This window comes from Spirosoma aerolatum (assembly GCF_002056795.1).
GTDB lineage: Bacteria > Bacteroidota > Bacteroidia > Cytophagales > Spirosomataceae > Spirosoma > Spirosoma aerolatum.
In genome coordinates, this window is the sequence record NZ_CP020104.1 from 2475019 (window position 1) to 2498415 (window position 23397).

Consider the following 23397-nt stretch of genomic DNA (forward strand, 5'->3'; position numbering starts at 1 on the left):
TAATTGAAAATGGCCATCACTTGATAATTAGACTATTATTAATTATCCATTTTTCATTGCCCATTAATTTTTTAATCTAACACGATGACCTGGGTACGGGCACCGCTTTTCGGGAACTGAACTTCTTTCTCGTATTTCTTTCCGTTTCGTTGGGTAACGATTTTATAGGTACCGTAAAAACCCCGGTAGCTTACTGCATTATTTCTAGGTGAGGCTGTTACGTTCGTACGCCATTCTTTATTGATAAGCCGATCCAGTACATCGTAGGCTGGTTTTTTGGTGAAATCGCGGTTCAGGAGCCCACCTTTCCATTTGTCTTCACCGGGAACAACTGTGCCGTCCGATTTGATACCGGCTGGGGCCGCCGTTCCATCGACCAGATTCCACCAGATAATGCCCTCAACTTTCGGGTGACTAAACCACAGCTTGTAGTAATTTTCAGTCATTACCGCCTGGTATTCAGGCCCTTTTTCGGATAAAGCCGACACTGTAATTTCGGTAATGTGCAGCGGCAGATCGAAGTCAGAATACAGATCGAGTGTATTGAACAACGTGCTGGGCGTCATGGCTTTCCCTTTCAGAATCTGCTCGTATTCGGGTTCAATGAAATTGTGGAACTGTAGACCGATGGCGTTGATTTTAGCCTTACGAAGCAGCAGATTTTCGATCAGCAGGTAGTCCGCATTGTATTCGCGTTTGTTGCTGCGGTTCCAGATGCTGGTCGTAAAGTTCAGCGTAAATACATTGCTACCCGGAAAAACGCGCTCACTTTCCTTAAAGGCTTTGAAGGCAAAATCTTTGGGCATCAGCACGTCTGGATGGCGGTCAGTTACTTCATTGACCACGTCCCAGATCTGAATATCGTGCCCATACCGCTCCGCGATTTCTCCAAGGCGCTTACTTATTTTCTGCTCCATGATTTTTTCGTCCTTCGGTAGCCAGGTCGGAATCGACCAACGTGGGTTATCCCACACCAGTGTATGCCCTTTGGGGGTGATGTTATTTTTTCGGGCAAATTCGAGCACAACATCAGGGGCCGGGCGACGGTAGCTGTACGGACTGTCTTTGCCGAAGCGTAGTTTACCCGGTTCTGGCTCCAGTTCGGGCCAGTAGAACGGAATCGTCACAAAGTTGAACAGCTTTGTAAAATGCTCTTCGTAGAGCGCATCTTCTTTCGGGTTCTTAAACCCTTTCGTCATAAAGCCATTGGCCCCGAAATAAAAATCGTGGCGGGTTTGAGTTATAGCAACTTCGCCCGGTGAAATCGGATTGCCCTCTTTATCGGTGAACTGAATCGTAAAAGCGCCCATCCGATTTTCGCGAATACCGTCGGTAATGCGTTGTTGAATCGCCGGATCGCTCCATTGATTTTTATAGTCGTCGGAAAGCTGGGCCGACGTCTGAAGTGCCGACAAGGTCAGTAATGTAGCCGTAACAATGTGTTTCATCTTACTGTATCAACCTGCCTGCAATTGACAGATTAGTTAGCCTCAAAAAATCTGTTGCTGAATTGCGTCTATTTTGCTGTTTTTAACGCTCCATTGAATCCGATATGAACCCGTGCAATCCACGGATACGTATTCGCTGCCTGAGCATTTCCGGTTACGATCTTGACTGCGATCGTTCGATACGGTAGTACAGGAACAGAGTACGTATACTTATCAATCGGATTATCTTTTTCCTTTGAAATTGGGCTTGGATAGGCTGGTCGATGGCGTTTGATAATTGCCCCCTCAGGTAATGGCTTCCAGGAGTCTCCATCAATCGAGTAAAGTAATTCAATACTGTCTACCTTGTCGCTAAATGCGAAAACATCAATCCATTTTAAACGCTCGCCCCTATACACTAACTCGCCCGACCTACTCCCTGCGACTCGTTCCGCCTGAAAGAAATCCTCTTCTGTTTGCCTGAGCCTGGGCCAGGTTTCGGTACTAATTTTAAGGTTTTCAGTGTGTGAATAGGCGATTGAAAAGTCCTTTAGGTTATCCATGACCATACTGGTTTCAGGGGTTAATGGACCGATTGTATTCGAAGCGGGCGAAATACCTGACTCATTCTTGCCCTTAATCCGGTAATAGTATGACTGGCCGGGTACTATGCTGGTATCGGTAAACAACGGATAAAAGTAGAGGTGATAACTGATGTCCAAATCACTACTAATAGTCTGCCAGGGACCTTTTGCCGACGTGGCTCTTTCTACGACATAGTATCTGGCTCCTGGTGAACAGCGCCATTTTAACGCCACTGCATTGGTCTCTACACTTGGATATAAATACGGCGCATCGGTTGGAGCTGGCAGTGACAGCTCTTGTTCTCCTCTGATTTTATACCCGTAAGTTCGGATCAGCATCAGGTTTTCCCGTTCTTTGAAATAGTCACCGCTATCGAAGCCAGGCCAGCGGCTGCCGCCCCAGGAATAGGCATGAAACAGGGCATGACTACCCAGGCCACCAGTATACTGCGGCTTCATCAGGCTCCAAAGTAAGGCTCCACTGGTGCCCGTGCTGTAAACCTGTTCGAGTACATCCGTTAACCCTTCCAGTCGTTGAAACTCATCGACAATCATGGGACGCTTCCCTTTGCATTCGTTCCAGAGTTCGGTTACGCTGTTTCGATAGTTTGGATACTGCCGGGTTTTTACGATATCTAGTTTATCGTTATGTGCCAGTACATCAGTTATGATCTCTTTCAACTGATCCACACCGTTTGCCCGACGAGGGTCAGCAATCAGGTGGTTGGGGTCAATACGTTTCAGATAATCGGCCATTTCCGCAATCCAAGCTCCCTTATTGTTGGGTACTTCGTTCCCAAATTCCCAGGCAAGAATCGCTTTATCGTTTTTGTAAACCTGTCCTGTAAATTGATTTTTTCGGTTAACAAACACGCGCAGCAAATCTTTGAATCCCTCTTTAACGGCCGGCGTATCGTAGTAATCGCCCCCTCCGTAAAGCGTACTGAAAGAGGTAGTCGATCCAAAAATCTTGTTCTCTTTGACCAGGCAAAGAATTACCCTGATTTTATACTTATTACATAATTCCAGCATCTTATCAATGCGCCTGAACGCTGTCTCATTATACGAGCGAGGGCCATTAACCAGCGCTTCAAATTCGCCGGAGCCGTCGTCAACGGTAATGCCCCAGGTCCGAATGGTTGTTACGCCCATCTGAACCATATCCTTAAAATGAGCCTCCATTTCATAGGATAGCTCCATAGGATCGTAGCTATAGCCACTCGCCGGATTCGTGTTTTTATAGCCATCGTAATGACCCGTAATGTTTGGCGTATTTACCGCGATGAACCGGAATACCTTATTGCCATCCTTTAACTGGTCGCCTTCTCTTGTAATAAAATGAGTAAAGGCATCTGCTTTGCTAGTCAGGACCCAAAGCAAGCAGAATATGGTATTGACAAATTTTACGTTCATACGTACTGGAGCTTGAGGCCAAAGGCTATACGACTACCTATCAATCACGTACTCAATCCTAAAAATGATGACAATCAGGTAGCCAACATGGGTCAACTACCTGACCAACCAACCTATTTGAAAATGGAAAATGAATAATGTCTTTTTTTTTCAGTCTGTATAACTTCCCATTGTTCATTATCCATTACCCTAGTACCCCGGATTTTGATCGGTAGGGGCAAGCGACGTATTGTAATTCAACTCCGATACCGGAATGGGCCAGAAGAGGTGTTTGTCGGCTACATCCTTGCCCGTTGCGGCCTTGATGATTTCTTTCAGTTTGGGTATCCCCAGCCGTTTCAGGTCGAGCCAGCGTTTCGCTTCGTACTGGGTTTCGTAGCCCCGCTCTTTCAGTACCAGATCGTTGAAGGTGGTGGCATTGTAATCGGTCAGTTTAAAGTCGACGTCCGAAGCGGTGGTGGGATTTTTTCCATATGCCCGCCGATGCACCTGATTCAGGGCTTCCATGGCCGCAGCCGTAGGGCCATTCCCCGCCCGACTGGCGGCTTCGGCATAGAGCAACAGAATATCGGCATACCGGTAAATCGGGAAATCGTTACCCGCCCCATCCTGCGTAGCGGCTAATGGATCGGAGAATTTCTTGCACAAAATGGTATTTTTCCCCAGACCAATATCCCAGCTATACCAGAAGGCCGTTTTCCGCAGGTCTTTATCATCCCAGTTTTTGATAACCGGATTGGTTTGTGTATCACTATAGTGGGCATAGAAGCCGCCAGCGCCATGTAGTTTTGAACCCGGATGATGGGCAAACATAGCGAGGTACATACCCTGCCCAGCCTGTCGGGTTTCTTTCAGATACCAAACCTCTTCAGTCGATGTAACGACCGAAGGACCAAAAATCTTCGTATCAAACTCAGCTGCCGTTGTTACCGGAACCAGCGAAAACGCATTGGATTTAATAATTTCATCGGCTTTGTCGCGGGCTTCGGCGTATTGATTTCGGGTGAAATAGACTTCGGCCAAAGCCGCTTTCGCGGCCCATTTGGTAGCACGGCCAACTTGTGCACCTTTATCGGGCAGGTTCGTTTCAGCCTCCTTCAGATCGTTCAGAATCAGCGTATATACCTCTTCAACGGTGCTTCGTTTTACATTGGGTTCGTTTAGTTGCGCTTCGGTACGGATAGGAACCCCGCCCCAGTTCCGAACGAGCCAGAAATAAGCAAAGGCCCGCAGGTATTTGGCTTCGGCCACATATTTGGTTATGTCGGTCTGGCTAATGCTTTTCCCCTTGGGCGCATTCTGGATCACCAGATTCGCGTTCCGAATGGTCAGGTAAAACAACCGCCAGCCTTCGTCGGTACGTGGGATGTTGGTGCTGTTCAGGCCCTGAAAGTCGCTCAGTACCTGATAGCTACCCCGACCGTAACTGTAATCAGTGTACGCTTCAAGTTGGGCGCCTAACTGACCTGTTATGCCATTAGTCGCCCGGAGCTGGGCATAGGCCGCATTAACCGCCGACTCTACTTCACTAGCTGTATTATAGAATGTTTCAACAGCTACGGCTTTGGGCTTTTCAATCAGCTCCTCCTGACAGGATTGAAGCAGACAAAGCACCGGGAGGAAGAATAGTATCTTTTTCATTTTTCTAATTGTGGTTGAGCGATGGAGTGAATAGCTGACGCCTGATTTTATTCACTCAATCACTAATTCGCTCATTAAAACCCAACTCTGATTCCAAACGTGATGGCTTTCGACGTTGGGTAGCTGTAGTGATCGATACCCTGACCGATGGAGTTCGCACTTCCCTGCGAGTTTACTTCGGGGTCCCACCAGGAGTATTTCGTGAGGGTCAACAGATTCTGACCGCTGGCGTAGATTTGCGCCGATCGCATCCAGTTCACTTTCAGCGCCTGCAACGGCAGATTGTACGCTAACTGAATGGTTCTCAGGCGGAGATAAGAGCCGTCTTCCACAAATCGGTTCGAATAGTTATAGCTATTAGCGCGGGAAATAACCGGATACTTGGCGTTGGTGTTCGTGGGTGTCCAGTGATTCAGGTATACTTCACGGGGCATATTCAGGCCAAACCCGTAGTCGAGTGTGTTGTTGATCGAGCTGACGTTGACCAGGTTATTACCCTGCGTGCCCTGTATGAAAGCCGTAAGCGTAAACCCTTTGAACGACATGACCGAGTTCAGACCATAAATGAAATCGGGGTTTGGGTTGCCGATAATGGTTTTATCGAGTTGGTTTATCGCGTTATCGCCGTTTAGATCTTTGTATTTCACCCGACCCTGATCGGTATAGCCGTCTTCCACATAGCCGTAGAATACGCTCATAGGCTGCCCTTCGCGGAGGAGGTTTGCAGCGTCGCTGATCAGCGTAACCCCTACGCTACCCCCCAGAATATCCTGACCACCATTGAGCTTCACTACCTTCGATCGGTTGAAAGCAATATTGCCGCTCAGGTCCCACTTGAATGCTTTGTCGATGGCCCTGGCCGACAGCGAGATTTCCAGCCCCTTGTTCTGAATCTGGCCTACGTTGCGGATGGTGCTGGTGAAACCAAAGCCACTGGGCAACTGCACCGTATTGAGCAGATCGCGGGTGTTCTTGATATAATAATCGAGCGTTAGCTGGAAGCGGTTATTGAGGAATCCGGCATCAACGCCAAAATCTAGCTGCTCCGTCGTTTCCCATTTCAGGTTGCCGGGTAGCTGGGTTCCCGGTGCGAATGTATTGTAGAGGGCATCATCGAAGACGGTTTTTCCGGCCGAGAGGTTATTCTGCGTAGCATAGGCATCAATCGCCTGACTACCCGTTAAGCCCCAGCTTGCCCGCGCCTTCAAATCGGTCATGAACGTTACGTTTTTCATGAAATCTTCTTCCGACACCCGCCAGGCCAGTGCACCCGATGGGAAATAGCCCCATTTGTTGCCTTCACTATATTTTGACGAACCATCTGCCCGGATGCTGGCCGTGAGCAGGTACTTGTTGTTAAAGCTATAATTGATGCGACCCAGATACGACAATAGGGTGCTATACGAATAGCTTGTACCGGGGATACCGGGGGTAGCCGCCGAGCCCAGACTAGCCGTTTCGGTAATGTCGCTCAGAAAGCCAACCCCCGATGCACTCAGGGTTTTATTCATGAAATTCTGATACGTAAAGCCTGCTACTGCCGAGATACTGTGTTTCTGGGCAATCGTTTTAATGTAGCTAATGGTATTTTCACTTAGCAGACTCATCCCCCGTGTAGAGGATACACTGGCGCTACCCTGCGAATTGATAAATTTGGTGGTAGTGTATGTATCGGTGCGGTCGTCACTGTTTTCAATACCCCCCGAAATCTTGATGGCTAAGCCTTCGAACGGTTTGAAGGTCAGAGCTGCATTGGCTAGTATGCGATTGGCGTCTACATTGTCGGAAAATTGCTCCAGATAATTTAGTGGATTGATTAATACATTGGAAATGAATGGATAGGCCGTTGCCAGAACCCGGTATGAGCCATCGCTATTGTACGGGGTTAGTGTTGGAGGGGCCGAAATAGCCGCTGATATCAGCGTACCCCCCCGGTTTCCACCGCCTGAATTCTGGCGACCTGTCAGGATTTTGGTCAACGTAGCGCCATAGGTCAGGTTAAACTTTCGGCTCACATCTGTCGATATATTAGCCCGTAGTGAGTAGCGTTTGTAATTACTGCCCTTGATAATACCATCCTGATTGAAGATACTTCCCCCGACCGAAAACCGCGTTTTTTCGGTGCCCCCACTAACGGTCAGGTTGTGGGTTTGCATGGGTGCTTTCTGGAAAACCAGATTCTGCCAGTCGTAGCCATTTCCAAAGCTGTTGATCTGATCCTGCGTAAAATAGGCGGCTACTTTGTCGTTGGCTGCCTGCTCGTTGTAGAAGGTTGCATATTCTTTGGCATTCATCAGGTCAAGCTTTTTACGAAGTGACTGAATGCTATAGCTTCCTTCGTAATCGACAGTCATTTTACCGGCTTTGCCCTGTTTCGTTGTAATAATGACTACGCCATTGGCACCCCGTGAACCATATATAGCTGTTGCCGACGCATCTTTCAGGATTTCAATACTCTCAATATCCGAGTTGTTCACAATAGTTGGATTGCTACCCGACGTAGGGAAACCGTCTACCACATACAGAGGCTCATTACTTCCCTGAATAGAATTGGTTCCCCGAATTCGCACACTAATCGCAGCGCCTGGAGCCCCGGTATTTTGCGTCACCTGTACACCCGGTGCCCGGCCCGATAAGGCCTGCAACACGTTTGTTGCCGGGAAGGCGTCGATCTCCTTTCCTTTTACCTGAGCTAATGAGCCCGTCAAATCTGATTTACGGATTGTACCATAACCCACTACGACCACTTCGTCCAGTTGTCGATTATCCGTAGTCAGTTCAACATTGATAGTCGACTGATTGCCGATCAATACCTCCTTTGACAGGTAACCTACCGATGAAAAGACGAGGATTCCGTCGGTTTGGCTCCCGACCGAAATCCGGTAAGTCCCATTGGCATCGGTGGTCGTTCCGGTAGTGGTTCCTTTCAATGATACGGTGGTACCGGGTAGAACGGCATTATCGCCTGCTCCAGTTACCTTCCCTGTTATAACCGACTGGGCCCACCCGACCGAGCAGCCAAGCAGAGTGGTTAAGCAGACACTAATCCATCTGCATATACATTGTTTCATTAGGAGTAAGGTTTAAGGTTAATTTTTATATTATAAAAATTAATTTTATTTTATTACAATAGTAAGGGTGTTTATGGATTAACTCCAAATTCTTTCTTGATTTTTCATAAAAAATCTGGTTCAATTGAGAAGGAGCCTATTGGCTAGGTATAAAAAAAAGGCCGAAGCCTTTCCGTTAATTATAACTATGTGTCTCTATTTCAGTCTATTATTAATGTCATCAGCGCATTTTCGAAGGGAAAGCACCAGCTTACGTTTGTCCATGGTCATGTAACGATACTCAGGCAGGTAAACGCTCAGACTCGATACCACAAGTTCATTTTTATAAATTGGCACAGCAAGTCCTATAACATGCCGATTAGGAATGGTTTGCAGGGCTAGCTTCTCCTGACTTATCAACGATAAGGCTTCATGCAACTGAGCTTCGGACTGAATTTCGGGCCATGAATCACCTACAGGAAGACCATATTTGACCACAAAGCGCAGGATTTTTTCTTTGGGGAGCATAGCCAGCAGGAGCCGCCCTGAAGCTGAATCATATACCGGTTTCAGATCGGCTGTACGGACCTGTAAGTCCTGCTCGGCTAACGTCCTGTGTATGACAACACGCTGATTATCTTTGAGTACAGCTAGTAAGCAGTTCTCGTTAATCGATTGAGTTAGGACCTCCATAGGTTCGCGGGCTGCTTCGAGCAAGTCTTTCTGGTAGGCTTCATTCCCCGTCAATGTATACGATTTTGCACCCAATAGATAGCCTTTCTTTGTACCAATTTGCTCAACGTAACCACGGGCTACGAGGGTTTTTAAAATGTTGGCGCAGGTACCATGATTCAGACTGAGCCCATCGGCCAATTCGCCCAGGGATTTAGGTTGTTCAGGCTCATTGGCAATTAATTCCAGCAGGTCCAGCGCCCGATTGATAACTTGAATCATTGATCTATAATTTTATAATGCAAAATTATTGTAACAATTGACAAAGTAAAGTTTTTCTTATGTTGGATTGACAGAACTGCATAGAGTTGAAAGAATTAATAATAGGCGAGGCCAAAGCAATGATCGATGAGGCTGGTGATTATGAGTTTTATGCAGGCTGGGCACAGCCATTGAGTGTAGATTTGTTGTAATGGAAAGACTTATTTACCTAACACAGGCTGAACAACGTTAAGGGAATGTTAAACAACATCAGTTTTTTATTGAAATTATTTGGGTGTTATAATTATATTGCTGTAAAATTGTATTATTAATCAAAGTAAGCAGATTCGTCATTTTAAAGCCAGGCCGTAGTTAACCAATAAGAAGCTCCATACATGAGTAGTTACAGCAGTTGGCTATGTTTTAATAGCTAATTTTTTTACCTGAAAAAGTGTCAAAAAGACACTTCTGTTAAGCTGAACGTATTCATTAGCGAATGCTATAGGTTATTGAGTAGAGGTCTGAAAAAAGTAAACTAAGGCGCCCCGATCGGGCGATAAGAGAAAACAAGTAAGTCCGAAGGAAAAAAGAGTAGTGTATTAACACCAGAGCTAATTCAAAACTATGTTATCGATCAAAGAATCAATCTTTTATAGTGTTATTCTGGTTGGTATTTGCCTGATTAGTTTACAGTTCAAGCCGATGAATCCGGCTGAGGATCGGACTTTGAAAGAGGCTTATAAAAATTATTTTCCAGTGGGTGTCGCTGTGGCCCCACGAAACCTTAAAGGCCCCGAAGCTGACTTAATTACACAGCAATTCAGCAGCATTACCCCTGAAAACGCGATGAAAATGGGGCCTATTCACCCCCAGGAGAATCGGTACTTCTGGGACGATGCTGACGCCATTGTTGACTTTGCCAGCCAGAAAGGTATCCGGGTGAGGGGCCATACACTCTGCTGGCATAATCAAACGCCCAGATGGTTCTTTACCGATTCGGCAGGAAAGCAAGTGACGAAAGATGTGCTTTTGGCGCGTATGAAACGGCATATTACGGATGTCGTGAGCCGCTACAAAGGCAAAATTTACGCCTGGGATGTCGTCAATGAAGCGGTTCCTGATACCGGCACCGGGATTTATCGCCGGTCTAACTTTTACACGATAGTAGGGGAGGAGTATATTGAAAAAGCGTTTCTGTACGCTCATGAAGCCGATCCGAAAGCAGTGCTGTTTTATAATGATTACAACACCGAAAATCCATCCAAACGGGACCGGATCTACCAGCTCGTCAAGAAGTTGAAAGACAAGCACATTCCGATTCATGGGGTTGGTTTACAGGGCCACTGGTCCATTTATGAGCCATCCGCTCAGGAACTGGAAACCTCTATCAACCGGTTCGCGAGCCTTGGCCTGGCCGTGCAAATCACTGAACTTGACCTTTCCGTTTACCCGAAAGAGCATGAGCGACGGCCGCGAAAGGAGACCGATAAGTCGGAGTTTACTCAGGAAATGGCTGATAAGCAGGCGGATCAATACAAGATGCTGTTCGACGTATTCCGGAAGTATAAAGGGAAAGTAACGGGCGTTACATTCTGGAACGTCTCGGATAAATCAACCTGGCTGGACAATTTTCCCGTTGCCGGCCGTAAGGACTATCCACTATTGTTTGATCAGAATTACCAGCCCAAGAAAGCCTTCTGGGGCGTGGTTAACTTCTAACAACAACGTTTCATCAACAAACAACGCATAGCTTTGACAATTTTATGACTCTTCAGGACCAGGCGTTATGGCAGTTATATCGTGATGGCGATAAGCAGGCATTGGGCCAGCTGGCCGAGCGTTATTATCGTGCGCTGAAACACTATGGGCTAAAATTTATGGTCGATGAATTGGTCGTAGAAGATTGTATTCAGGACCTATTTTTGCAGCTCTGGCAAAACCGACTCCAGATCAATGCGACGGAATCCGTCAAACATTATCTGTTCAAAGCCTTACGCCATCATGTGCTTCAATACCTGCGGTCGCAAAAGCGGACCTTCGTTGACGAATTGGACTGGGATAGTTCTGTGGCGGAAGAGACGGATTCTGAAACGTTATTGATTCAGCGGGAGTCATTAACCAGTTTAACGAACACGATACAAGAACTGCTTGCTTCGCTGCCAGCCCGTGAACGAGAGGCTCTCTACCTGCGGTACTACGAGAATCTGTCTATACCCGAAATTGCCGAGGTCATGAATGTTAACCGTCAATCCGTATCCAATTTTATACAGAAAGCCATTCATAAACTTCGAAGCAGGTGGCTTTCACCAGTCTTCCTGGCCTTCTGTGTTTTGGTAAACAGACTCTTTTTCTAGCCTACTACAAGCGAACTGTCTTGATTTTTTGCTGTACCAGTCTTTTCTATTAGGTTCTGTCATCCCGAAGATCCCCGCTCCGGCGGCCCGGTCGTTCTTCGGGATGACAGAACAGCATCAACGGTAAATGGTCTGCTAAACAACAATTTGTATTTTTTTTAAAAAAATTTGCTTTAAGTAGGGTATCGTAGGGGAGCTTCTTCATACTATCAATAAAAATAGTAGAAAAGTACCAATGGACCACCTGCCCGACAATCTGTCAACCGTTGAGGATTTCTTAGACAACGACGCGTTTCGGGCGTGGGTGCTGGAAAGGCAGCCGGATGATCGGGTACGCTGGCAGACCTGGCTTGCACAGCATCCTGAAAAAAGAGAGCTATATGAACAGGCGGTGATCACCTTGTTAACATTACAGGGTAAGACCATCGAACTCTCAGACCAGCAGGTACAGGCCAAAACGGCAGAGATTATAGACCAAATGCCCAATACGTTTACCGTTACCAGACCACTACCTGGCTGGCACTGGGGACGCTGGGCCAGTGCTGCCGCCGTAATCGGACTACTTATCTGGTTTCAATTGGGCCGCTCTTCAGTCAATCCGCTGACCAAAACCAGCGAGCCGGCCAAACAGCCCATAGCTGATAAGGAGTGGAAGATTGTAAAGAATGTCACAGGCCAATCGTTGGTCGTACTCCTGCCCGACAATTCATCGGTACTTCTATCAACGGGTAGTGAGCTGCGTTTTCGTAAGCAGACCAGTTATGCTCTCCGTGAGGTCTACCTTCAGGGCGAAGGGTTCTTTGAAGTGGCCAAAAATCCAGCGAAGCCATTCATTGTGTATACGACCAACCTGACTACCAAAGTTTTGGGTACCAGTTTTCAGGTACATTCCTTTGATAAAGAGACAACGGCCTATGTGAAAGTAAAAACAGGGAAGGTGACAGTCACCCCGACGAACTCACCCGATAAGCCTATTTTTCTGACTGTGAATCAGGAGCTTAAACTCGGTTCAGCCACAAAGCAACTGATCAAACACGATCATTTTGTGTCGGAAGAGGGGGCTACTACCATTGTTAGCCAGCAGTTTACGTACAACTACACACCCATTCCAGCCGTATTTGACCAGTTGGAGGCCAGCTACCATATGCCTATCCACTATGATCGGCAGTTGCTTCGCGACTGCACCTTTACCGGGCAACTCAACGATGTACCTTTTCTTGAAAAAATCAGGCTGATCTGCCTGGCTACTGAGTCAACTTACGAGGTTGTTGACAATCAGATACTTATCCACAGTAGCGGCTGTAGTTAATTATATATCAACCCATAACCCATCGTATTGCTATGCATTAGTACGAATCGCTTTGTAAACAAAAAAGCGATAGTGCTGCCAACACTATCGCTCGAACGCCCTAAATGTGTCTTGCCTACACATTCCCCTTTTACTTGCAGGGGTCAGCGCTTTATTGTCAGTTCTTCCCAGAAACCAACAACAATTACAAACCTATGCATTCTTGTCTATTGAACCGTAATGTATGGCTCAGGATTATGAGAATTTCAAGCCTACAACTTTTATTCGTCCTTACATTGACAAATGTAAGCTTAGCCCTCGATGGCAAAGCCCAGGAGCTTTTAACTCGGCGTGTTAGTATCTCGGCCCAAAACGAGGATGTTGAGGTAACGATCAAACGAATCGAGAAACTGGCGAATGTTCAATTCCTCTTTAGTCGGGAAATCATTCAGTCAAAACGAAAGATTAATTATCAGGCTAAAAATGAGCGGCTTTCTCTCGTATTAGACCGCATTTTGTCTCCGCTCAATCTGAGTTATGAGGTGGTTGGCCAGCAGATCGTTATCAAGCGGGACATTGCTCCTGTTGCGATTCCGCAGGATAAAACCTCTGGCGAAATTCAGTTAGATCAGCCGCAGGATCGGCAAATCACGGGCCGGGTCACGGCCGAAACGGGCGAGGGATTACCCGGTGTAAATATCCAGATTAAGAATACGACGCGGGGTACGACCACCGATGTGAATGGTAATTACCGACTGTCGGCTCCCGACGATGCGGGTACCGTACTGGTTTATTCCTTCATCGGTTATGCGACCCAGGAAGTAGCCGTAGGTACCCGATCAGTGGTCAATATTACGATGGCGGCTGATGACAAAACGCTTACTGAAGTAGTGGTAGTTGGGTATGGTACGCAGCGCAAACGCGACATTACGGGAGCCGTCGCTTCGGTGAATGAGACGACCTTAAAGGAAGTTCCCGCGCCTAACCTGCTTAATCAGCTAAAAGGTCGGGCCGCCGGGGTATCTATTGTGAGTAACGGAACGACACCCGGTGCGCAGCCCCAAATCCGTATTCGGGGTAATCGGACGTTGACCAGCAGCACAAACCCAAGTACGGGCGATAACCTGGATGGACCGCTAGTCGTCGTGGATGGGATACCCTATGGCGGGCTGAATGATATCAACCCGGACGACATCGTTAACCTGGAGATTCTGAAAGATGCATCGGCTACGGCGATTTATGGATCGAGAGGTTCAGGGGGCGTCATTCTGGTAACTACTAAACGGGGGAAAGTGGGCAAGCCTGTATTCTCGTATGACGGCTATCATGGTGTAACCACCATTATGGGCAAATACAATGTCTTTAATGGCTCTGAGTACGCCCAGTTTAAAGCCGATGCCATTAAATACAATCGGACGGCCCCCGGCACAACAGCCTATCCGCTTACCCAGAAAGAGCAGGACGCACTGGCAGCCGGTGTTTCGACCGACTGGCAGGATTTGATTTACAAATCGGGTTTCATGACCAACCACCAGTTGGGCATGACGGGTGGTGTCGAAAATACGCAGTATTCGCTGGGCCTTGGCTATTTCAATGAGACAGGGATTATTCCCGGCCAGGATTTTACCCGGGTCAACATCCGGGCTACTATCGATCAGCGCATTGGCAAGCGGATTAAAGTTGGCTTGAATACACTCAATACCCTCACCTATACCAATACGCCAGGAGGTGGTGGGATTCCAGGTGGTCTGGTTAGTTTAACCCCATTGGCATCGCCCTATAATGCCGATGGCTCGGTAAACCTGTTCCCGGCAGAAGGGTCCATCGATGCCGCCCGGATCAGCCCTCTGACGATCATCACCAAGAAAGATTCGTATTTAAACCGCACACGTTCGATACGGACGTTCAACAGCCTGTACGCCGAAGTGAACCTGCTGCCTGGGTTGCGCTACCGCTTTAATGCCGGTTTGAATTTCAGCCAGTCGAATTTTAATGGCTATAATGGCCCGCTGACCTATTTTAACACCGCTACGGTTCAGTCGTCGTCCAACGCCGAGATCAGCAATACCGAATATTGGGATGTAAACCTCCAGCATTTGTTGTATTTCGATAAAACGTTTGGCAAACACAAACTGGGCGCTACGGCACTGTACGAATATACCAAAAACCACTCGCTGGGTAGCCGGTTTACGATCACGGGGGTTCCGGCCGATTACATTAAAACGGGGAATTTCTCGCTGGCTTCCGGCACACCCGTGGCAGCTTCCGATTACGGAAACTCCTTTTCCGAAACGGGTTTGCTTTCGTACATGGGTCGGGTAAACTATAGCTACAATGACCGCTACCTGCTGACCCTGACGTTGCGCCGGGATGGGTCGTCGACTCTCTCACCTGCCAATCGGTACTTTAACTATCCGGCCATTGGGGCAGGGTGGAATATCATCGAGGAACCTTTCATGAAAAGCGTTCCAACGATTTCGAACCTGAAACTACGGGGGAGCTGGGGCATTTCGGGTAACCGGAACGTAGGAGCCTATGCAACGCTCGGCGCGCTGTCGGCCGGTTATTATAATTTCGGTACGGGCACCGCTGGCCAGCAACTGGCCTATACGGTTACCAGCCTTCCGGCGACCAATCTAGGCTGGCAGTCGACAGAACAGATCGATATTGGCCTTGACTTTGGTGTGCTGAACAACCGCATTACGGGTTCGATTGATTACTACCACCAGAAAACGAAGGATATTCTGTTGTCTGTGCCACTACCTGCTAGTAATGGAGCCGGATCGACGCTGAAAAATCTGGGCAAAACAGAAGGAAAAGGGCTGGAAACGTCGCTGACGGTCGACATTTTCCGAAACCCCAAGGGCTTTAACTGGAGCGTAGATGCTGTTTATTATTTCAACCGCGAGAAAATCACCCAGCTCACCACCCCAACCGAACTGTCGAACGTAGGCGCAGGCTGGTTTGTTGGCCAACCTCTATCGGTCATCTACGATTATAAGAAGATCGGTATCTGGCAAACCTCCGATAAAGAAAATGGTACATTGGCCAAACAAACCTCTCCGGTTCAGTTTCCGGGCCAGATTCGGGTAGAAGATGTCAATGGTGATGGTAAGATTGACCCGTCTGATCGGCAGATTCTGGGTAATTTCCAGCCCAAGTTTGAAGCTGGTCTGACCAATCGGTTCAACTACAAAAACTTCGATCTGTCTATTGTGACGTTCGCCCGCATGGGCATGAAAGTCGTGGTTCCCTACCTGACCGGTAATTCGGGCGGTGGCGGTGGATTTGCCTTCTTCAACCAGGCGCGTTCCAATCAGGTGAAAGTTGATTACTGGACCGAAACCAATCCAACCAATGCCTTCCCGGCACCTGACGCGGGTAGTGCGGTTGCCTACTTTGCCTCAACATTGGGGTATTATGATGGTTCGTTCATAAAAGTCAGAAGCATCAATCTCGGCTACACCGTTTCGGGTCAGTTACTCAGAAAAGTAGGTATGAACTCGGCCCGGCTGTACCTGAACGTCACCAACCCGTTGATCCTGTATTCGCCGTTGGTGCGCGATAAACTGGCTGTTGATCCAGAAGGGAACGGCTATGCTAGCTCTACCGTAAGTTCCCAGGGAGCGGATACGGCCACGCAGCAGCGTCAGATTGCCATAAACCTCAATAACCCGCCCGTTCGCCAATTTACGTTTGGTGTCAATCTTAAATTCTAACTGTCGACATTCCCATGAAAGCAATAAAAATTGGATTTATCGTTAGCCTGACCGCTCTGATGAGTACGGGTTGCGAAAAAATATTGGAGGAGAATCCACAGTCACAAATTGTTCCGTCTTACTTCAACAGCGCAGCCGGGGTGCTGGGCGGCATTGCCGGAGTATACAATGACATTCGATCACAGTGGGGCACGGAAGGCTTCACTGTTGAAATGCAGGCGGGAACCGACGAGTTTTTGCAGGGAGCCAGCTCAGGCGGTGGGCCTGCCTATACCTACAACGGCCTGAACGGGAGTAACTTCGGTGCAGCCTGGGGCACGGCTTTCCAGGATATCAATACGCTGAATGGCGTGCTTCAGTACGGACAGACGATTGATTTGCCAGAAGCAACCCGGAAGCAATATCTGGCTCAGGCCAAGTTTCTACGGGGTTTCTGGTACTTTTATCTGGTTCAGACCTGGGGTGATGTGCCACTCAATACCACCTTTATTACGGTAGCTTCTCAGGCCGCATCTCGCCAGCCGGCGGCTCAGGTATATGAACAGATCATTAAGGATCTGACGGAAGCCGCTGCCGATCTGCCCAATACGCCGACCGCTCCATTCCTGGGGAAAGCCGCTACCAAACCAGTAGCCCAGTTGCTGCTGGCGAAGGCATACCTGACCCGTGGCTGGCTCAACAATACAGCCGCTGATTTTACGCAGGCCGCTTCCATTTGTGCGGATATTATCGCCAATAAATCAGCGTACGGTCTCGACTTGTGGCAGGATTTTGGCGATGCGTTCGTGCCCGCCAATGATTACGGGAAAGAAACCATGTTTGTCAGCGACCACGTGCTTGATCCCAAATATGGCTACTATACAGTCGGTGGAGCAGCTAGTGGTGGGGCGGCTCAAAACCTGAGCCCCTGGTTTACAAATTGGAACTATCCGAACAACAGCGGAGTCAACTCCTACAAAAGTGCCACGGGGGGATTTGTTAATAGCGGTACTTCGCTGATGATCCGGGATTCGCAATACGGTCGCCCCTACGTTCGGATGCGTCCTAACAGCTACAAATGGACTACAGGGACAAATGCCGGTAAAAATTATTTTCTGGATCAGGCCTTTACGAATCGTACTATCGATTCACGGTTCATGAACTCGTTTTATACTGTTTATATTTCCAATACCTCGGTTACGAATAGTGCCACGGCGGCCAATAACAAGCGGGGCATTAGTTATACGACGGTAGTTGGTGCCGATACGGCCGTTTGGATACCCGATTTTGAGGTAGAAGGAGCGCCACAATTTATCGGTACACGCCCATTCAAGGGTATTGTTGTGCCTCCGAGTATGTGGGATAACGGCATTTTCCCGGCTCTGAAGAAATTTATGGACCCGAGCCGGGGCGCTAACTTCAACGACCCATCGACCCGCCCCTGTGTGCTGTACCGTTTTTCGGATGTGTACCTGACAGGTGCCGAAGCGTATCTGAAAGCAGGCGATGCGGCTAAGGCGGCTTCTTTGCTCAACGTGGTTCGGCAACGGGCGGCTTATCGGAAAACCAATACAGCGGCTCAGAACGCTGCGGCTGCGGCTGCCATGACCATTACGGCTGATAATGTAACCGTCGATTTTATTCTGGATGAGCGTACCCGCGAACTGTTTGGCGAATGGCAACGCTGGCATGACCTGGTTCGTACTCGTTCGCTGGTACGTCGGGTAAAAGCCTGGAACCCGGAAGCCGCTCCTTATATTCAGGATTTCCATATGCTGCGGCCTATTCCGCAGTCGCAGATAGACCGGGTTGTAGATGGACCTAAATTCCCACAAAATCCAGGGTATTAATCAGCGTAACTGCTTTTTGTCATCCCGGTCGGTGTGGCAGCGGTAGTTGGGATGGCAAAAACGGGAAGAGCAATAAGTGGATTAAGAACCTGTTTACCTCTTCTTTTTGGGTGCTTATTCTGTCATGCTGACGAAGGAAGCATCTTCGGACAAATCCATTAGAGAGGCAATTTCCGAAGATGCTTCCTTCGTCAGCATGACAGAATAAGCTATAGAGGCAAAAGTTTAAACAGGTTTAGAAGCGAGAGGACTAATAGATTTTAGCCTCTTGCTTCTTTTTAGCATATACAAATTCACCGAATCTGATGAGACTTTGCCTTTTTTTTCTGATTACCGTAACTACGTTTGGCTATTCGCAACATAAACCGCCGTTAACGCTCTGGTACGATAAGCCTTCGGGCCAAACCTGGGAGAATGCCTTGCCCATTGGCAATGGCCGACTGGGGGCAATGGTATATGGCAACGTGGGCAAAGAAATCATTCAACTCAATGAACATACGGTCTGGTCGGGTAGCCCCAACCGGAACGACAACCCGGATGCGCTGGCCGCTTTGCCCGAAATCCGGCAGTTGATTTTTGATGGCAAACAGAAAGAAGCCGAGAAACTGGCCAACAAGTCAATTATTACCAAAAAATCGCATGGGCAAATGTTTCAACCCGTTGGCAGTCTGCATCTGACCTTCGATGGGCATGAACAGTATACTAATTATTACCGGGAACTGGATATTGAGCGGGCCGTTGCCAAAACGTCGTATACCGTCGATGGGGTGACCTACACTCGCGAGATACTGGCCTCTTTTCCCGACCGCGTTATTGTGATGCAACTGACGGCCAGCAAGCCAGGTAAGCTGTCATTTTCCGCTTCTTATTCCACCCCACAACTCAAGCCCGTCATTACCGCATCGGGCAATGAGTTAACCCTCGCCGGAACCACCTCGGACCATGAAGGTGTAAAAGGACTGGTAAAATTCAAGGGAATAGCCCGAATCAAAACACAGGGTGGTACTCTCTCGGCCAACGACTCTACGCTAACGGTAAAAGGAGCCAATACCGCTACAATTTATATTTCCATTGCCACCAATTTCAAGAACTACAAAGACCTTAGTGGGGATGAAAACGCCCGCGCAAAAACGTACCTGGATAAAGCCTATTCCAAAAGTTACGCGGCTATTCTGACGCCCCACGTAGCTGCCTACCAAAACTACTTTAATCGGGTTAAACTCGACTTAGGCACCACCGAAGCGGCCAAACTCCCTACCGACGAGCGACTGAAAAATTTCCGCTCAGTCAACGATCCGCAGTTAGTGACGATTTATTACCAATATGGGCGCTATCTGTTGATTTCATCGTCGCAACCGGCCCGCGATGGCGAACTGGGGCAACCCGCCAACTTACAGGGTATCTGGAACAACAAAATGCGGCCACCCTGGGACAGCAAATACACCATTAACATCAACGCCCAGATGAATTACTGGCCAGCCGAAAAGACGAACCTGGCCGAACTGCACGAACCGTTTTTGCGGATGGTCCGGGAGCTTTCGGAAACGGGGCAGGAAACCGCGAAGGTCATGTATGGGGCCGGGGGCTGGATGGCGCATCATAATACCGACATCTGGCGGATCAATGGCCCGGTGGATGGGGCTTTCTGGGGGATGTGGACAGCCGGTGGCGGCTGGACCAGTCAGCACCTGTGGGAGCATTATCTGTACAATGGCGATCAGACGTATCTGGCCTCGATTTACCCAGTTTTAAAAGGAGCGGCTCAGTTCTATGCCGATTTTCTGGTCGAACATCCGAAGTACCACTGGCTGGTCGTCAATCCGGGGACATCGCCCGAGAACGCGCCAAAAGCTCACGAAGGCTCATCGCTGGATGCGGGTACGACAATGGACAACCAGATTGTGTTCGATGTGTTTAGTACGGCGATCCGTGCGGCTGAATTGCTTAAAAAAGATGCTGATTTTGCCGCCATGCTGAAACAGAAGCGGAGTAAGCTGCCGCCCATGCACATCGGCCAACATGGTCAGTTGCAGGAATGGCTCGACGATGTCGACGATCCGAACGATAAGCATCGGCACGTCTCGCATTTGTACGGCCTGTTTCCTTCCAATCAAATCTCGGCCTATCGGACACCGGGTTTATTCAATGCTTCCCGCACGACGCTAACGCACCGGGGCGATGTATCGACAGGCTGGAGCATGGGCTGGAAAGTAAACTGGTGGGCTAAACTCCAGGATGGTAACCATGCCTACACGCTGATTCAGAATCAATTGACGCCATTGGGCGTAACAAAAGAAGGAGGAGGTACATACAACAACCTGTTCGATGCTCACCCGCCCTTCCAGATCGACGGCAACTTCGGCTGTACGTCGGGCATTACCGAAATGCTCATGCAAAGCAGCGATGGGACTATGCATCTGCTGCCTGCCCTTCCCGATGTTTGGCCGACGGGTAGCATTACCGGACTACGAGCGCGGGGTGGGTTTGAGGTAGTACGCATGGAATGGAAAGACGGGAAACTCACGAAGCTGGACGTTAAGTCGAGCCTGGGTGGTAACCTTCGCTTACGAGTACCGAATGCTATGAAAGTAAGCAACGGAACCGCCTTGAAATCGGCATCGGGGCAAAATCCCAATCCGTTCTACCAGATCGAAGAGACGCCCGCCCCCATTATATCGACCAAGGCCAGCGTAATGAATCCAACCCTAAAATCAACTCAGCTTTACGATCTGGCCACCCAGCCGGGAAAGGTCTATACGCTGGTGATGGATTAGGGTGCTTGTTTATCCATTTTCTGTCATCCCTTTTTTTGTCATCCCGAGGAACGAGGGATCTTCGGGATGAGTAATGTCAGTAGCTACCGAAGATCCCTCGTTCCTCGGGATGACAAAAAACAATAAAGGGATGATAAAAACGAAAAATTGAGAAGCTTGCAATGCGTAAAAATATAGTGCTATGAATGGGTATGCTTTCTATGTCTATATCGTTACTAATCCTGAAAAAACGGTACTGTACACAGGTATGACGAATGACCTGGTCAGGCGGCTACAGGAGCATTATGAGTCGCGTGGGCAGCCGGATAAGTTTGCAGGCAAGTATTACTGCCACCGACTGATTTATTGGGAGCATCACCAATACGTACGTAACGCAATCAGCCGGGAGAAGGAGATCAAAAGTTGGCGAAGAGAAAAGAAAGTGGCATTAATCAATTCCATAAATCCTGAATGGCGCTTTCTAAATGATGACATTCAATCATAAATAAGATTAGTATTTGTCATCCCGACGATAGGAGGGATCTTCAGGAATAGGCTTGTCCGATTGGTTATCTAACGAAGATCCCTCCTATCGTCGGGATGACAAAAAGCATCAAAAACGCATGAAAAAATACTTTATACTCAGTGGCTTAATCGCCTTTCTTACCGGATTGGCGTCCGCCCAAACCACCCTGGTCAACCCAATCCTGACCGGGTTTTATCCCGACCCCAGTATTGTGAAGGTTGGGCCCGATTATTACCTGATCAATTCGACGTTTTCGTACTTCCCCGGCATTCCGGTCATGCACAGCAAAGACCTGAAAAACTGGAAACAAATCGGCAACGTGATCGACCGCCCCGAACAAATGGATTTTATGGGCGAACGCCTGACGCGTGGGCTATTTGCACCGGGCATTAGCTATTATAAAGGCACATTCTACGTCACCTGCACCGACATCGACCACGACGGCAACTTTGTTGTTACAGCCAAAAATCCGGCTGGTCCGTGGAGTAACCCCGTTAAACTGCCGCAGGTCCGGGGTATCGATCCATCAATTTACTTCGATGAAGGAACCGACAAAGCCTACATTATCTACAACAGCGATGCTCCTGACCGCAAACCGTTATACTCCGGCCACCGAACTATACGGATGTATGAGTTTGATTATCAGAATCTGAAAGTGGTTGGCGAAGAAAAACAGTTGGTCAACGGCGGAGTGGATCTGTCGAAAAAGCCTGTTTGGATTGAGGGACCGCACATTCTGAAACATAACGGCTGGTACTACCTCTATGCAGCCGAAGGGGGTACGTCGGTCAATCACTCCGAGGTAGTGTTGCGGAGCAAGGACGTCTGGGGGCCTTACGTACCGTTTGAGGGCAATCCAATCCTGACGCAGCGCGAGTTGCCCGCCGACCGGAAAGACGCTATTACCTCAGCAGGTCATGCCCAGTTTGTGGAAGGGCCCGACGGAAAATGGTATTCGATTTTTCTGGCCGTTCGGCCCTACGAAGGTGATTATTACAATACAGGACGCGAAACCTTCATTGCGCCCCTCACCTGGACTAATGATTGGCCCATGATCGAGCATGGTGAAAAGGCCATTTCGTATAGCTATCCGGTTACGTTTAAAGAAGTTAAACAGAAAGGAGCATTACCGCAATCGGGCAATTTTGCCTATACGATCAACTTTGACAAGGAACTTGACCCTTCGTTGTTGTTCATGCGCACTATCGACAAAAACGCCTACTCGCTTTCGAAGAAAGATGGCCTGACGCTGAAACTAAAGCCCGAAACCATCATGGAAATGGGTAATCCATCGTTTATTGGTAAACGCCAGCAGCATCTGTACAGCACCGCCGAAACCGAACTACAGTTTACCCCAAAATCGGACAAAGAGAAAGCCGGTTTTGTGATCTTACAGGATGAAGGGCATTTCTATTTCCTCTGTAAATCGAAAGCCCAGGATAAAGACGTGCTGCAACTTTACCAAAGCAAACCCCGATCAAAAGACATGGAGTTGCTAACCGAAGTGCCGCTGGAGGCCAAAGCAACTAAAGTAGGCTTACGGATTGAATCGAAGGGAGACAGCTACAGTTTCTATTATGCCACTGACGCTAAAAACTGGCAATTGCTCAAGGACAAGGTTGACGGTAAATTCCTGAGTACTAAAGTAGCCGGGGGCTTTATCGGATGCCTGTATGGCCTGTATGCTACCTCATCAGGCGAGCCAACCACCAACTCAGCTTCGTTCCAATACCTGAAATACGCGGGTAACGACCCGATGTATAAAAAGTAATATTCCCTTTTCTGTCATCCCGACGCAGGAGGGATCTTCGGTAGAGCAATTTTTTGTATCGTGCGAAGATCCCTCCTGCGTCGGGATGACAGAAAAGGGATGACAAAAA

General features: G+C 48.4%; 13 protein-coding genes. 8 read left to right on the forward strand and 5 right to left on the reverse strand.

Translation table 11 applies throughout. The features are described from left to right. Window positions 1–71: 71 nt before the first annotated feature. From B5M13_RS09920 to B5M13_RS09940, 5 genes are all read right to left on the reverse strand, one after another. A complete protein-coding gene (locus B5M13_RS09920) occupies window positions 72–1448 on the reverse strand; it encodes an endo-1,4-beta-xylanase (RefSeq protein ID WP_080055527.1) in 1377 nt (458 codons plus the stop codon). 68 nt (window positions 1449–1516) lie between these two features. Further along, entirely contained in the window at window positions 1517–3424 is a 1908-nt protein-coding gene (locus tag B5M13_RS09925) for a fibronectin type III domain-containing protein (protein ID WP_080055528.1), read from the reverse strand. Window positions 3425–3613: 189 nt separating this feature from the next. Next, window positions 3614–5065 carry a RagB/SusD family nutrient uptake outer membrane protein gene (locus B5M13_RS09930; protein ID WP_080055529.1) on the reverse strand — a complete coding sequence of 484 codons (1452 nt, stop codon included), beginning with the start codon at window positions 5063–5065 and terminating at the stop codon, window positions 3614–3616. Between the two features lie 74 nt (window positions 5066–5139). Then, entirely contained in the window at window positions 5140–8136 is a 2997-nt protein-coding gene (locus B5M13_RS09935) for a SusC/RagA family TonB-linked outer membrane protein (protein WP_080055530.1), read from the reverse strand. Window positions 8137–8331: 195 nt separating this feature from the next. After that, a complete protein-coding gene (locus tag B5M13_RS09940; protein ID WP_080055531.1) occupies window positions 8332–9069 on the reverse strand; it encodes an IclR family transcriptional regulator in 738 nt (245 codons plus the stop codon). Window positions 9070–9672: 603 nt separating this feature from the next. Here B5M13_RS09940 and B5M13_RS09945 point away from each other — a divergent pair. The 8 genes from B5M13_RS09945 (at window position 9673) to B5M13_RS09980 (ending at window position 23288) form a co-directional block, all read left to right on the forward strand. Further along, window positions 9673–10767, forward strand: coding sequence for an endo-1,4-beta-xylanase (locus B5M13_RS09945; protein WP_080055532.1), 1095 nt, complete (start codon window positions 9673–9675; stop codon window positions 10765–10767). 44 nt (window positions 10768–10811) lie between these two features. Then, window positions 10812–11402, forward strand: coding sequence for an RNA polymerase sigma factor (locus tag B5M13_RS09950; protein ID WP_080055533.1), 591 nt, complete (start codon window positions 10812–10814; stop codon window positions 11400–11402). A 235-nt stretch (window positions 11403–11637) separates the two neighbouring features. Further along, on the forward strand, window positions 11638–12711 hold the full coding sequence (locus B5M13_RS09955) for a FecR family protein (protein ID WP_080055534.1): 1074 nt from the start codon (window positions 11638–11640) through the stop codon (window positions 12709–12711). Between the two features lie 236 nt (window positions 12712–12947). Beyond that, the gene (locus B5M13_RS09960) at window positions 12948–16409 is read left to right on the forward strand and encodes a TonB-dependent receptor (RefSeq protein ID WP_080055535.1); all 3462 of its coding nucleotides are present in this window, start codon (window positions 12948–12950) and stop codon (window positions 16407–16409) included. Between the two features lie 14 nt (window positions 16410–16423). Continuing rightward, on the forward strand, window positions 16424–18238 hold the full coding sequence (locus B5M13_RS09965) for a RagB/SusD family nutrient uptake outer membrane protein (protein ID WP_080055536.1): 1815 nt from the start codon (window positions 16424–16426) through the stop codon (window positions 18236–18238). Window positions 18239–18543: 305 nt separating this feature from the next. Beyond that, window positions 18544–21012 (forward strand): glycoside hydrolase family 95 protein, encoded by a 2469-nt coding sequence (locus B5M13_RS09970; protein ID WP_080055537.1) that lies wholly within the window; start codon window positions 18544–18546, stop codon window positions 21010–21012. A 181-nt stretch (window positions 21013–21193) separates the two neighbouring features. Next, on the forward strand, window positions 21194–21496 hold the full coding sequence (locus tag B5M13_RS09975; RefSeq protein WP_080055538.1) for a GIY-YIG nuclease family protein: 303 nt from the start codon (window positions 21194–21196) through the stop codon (window positions 21494–21496). A gap of 118 nt (window positions 21497–21614) precedes the next feature. Continuing rightward, window positions 21615–23288, forward strand: a complete 1674-nt coding sequence (locus B5M13_RS09980) for a glycoside hydrolase family 43 protein (protein ID WP_080055539.1) — start codon at window positions 21615–21617, stop codon at window positions 23286–23288. The last annotated feature ends 109 nt before the right edge of the window (window positions 23289–23397 follow it).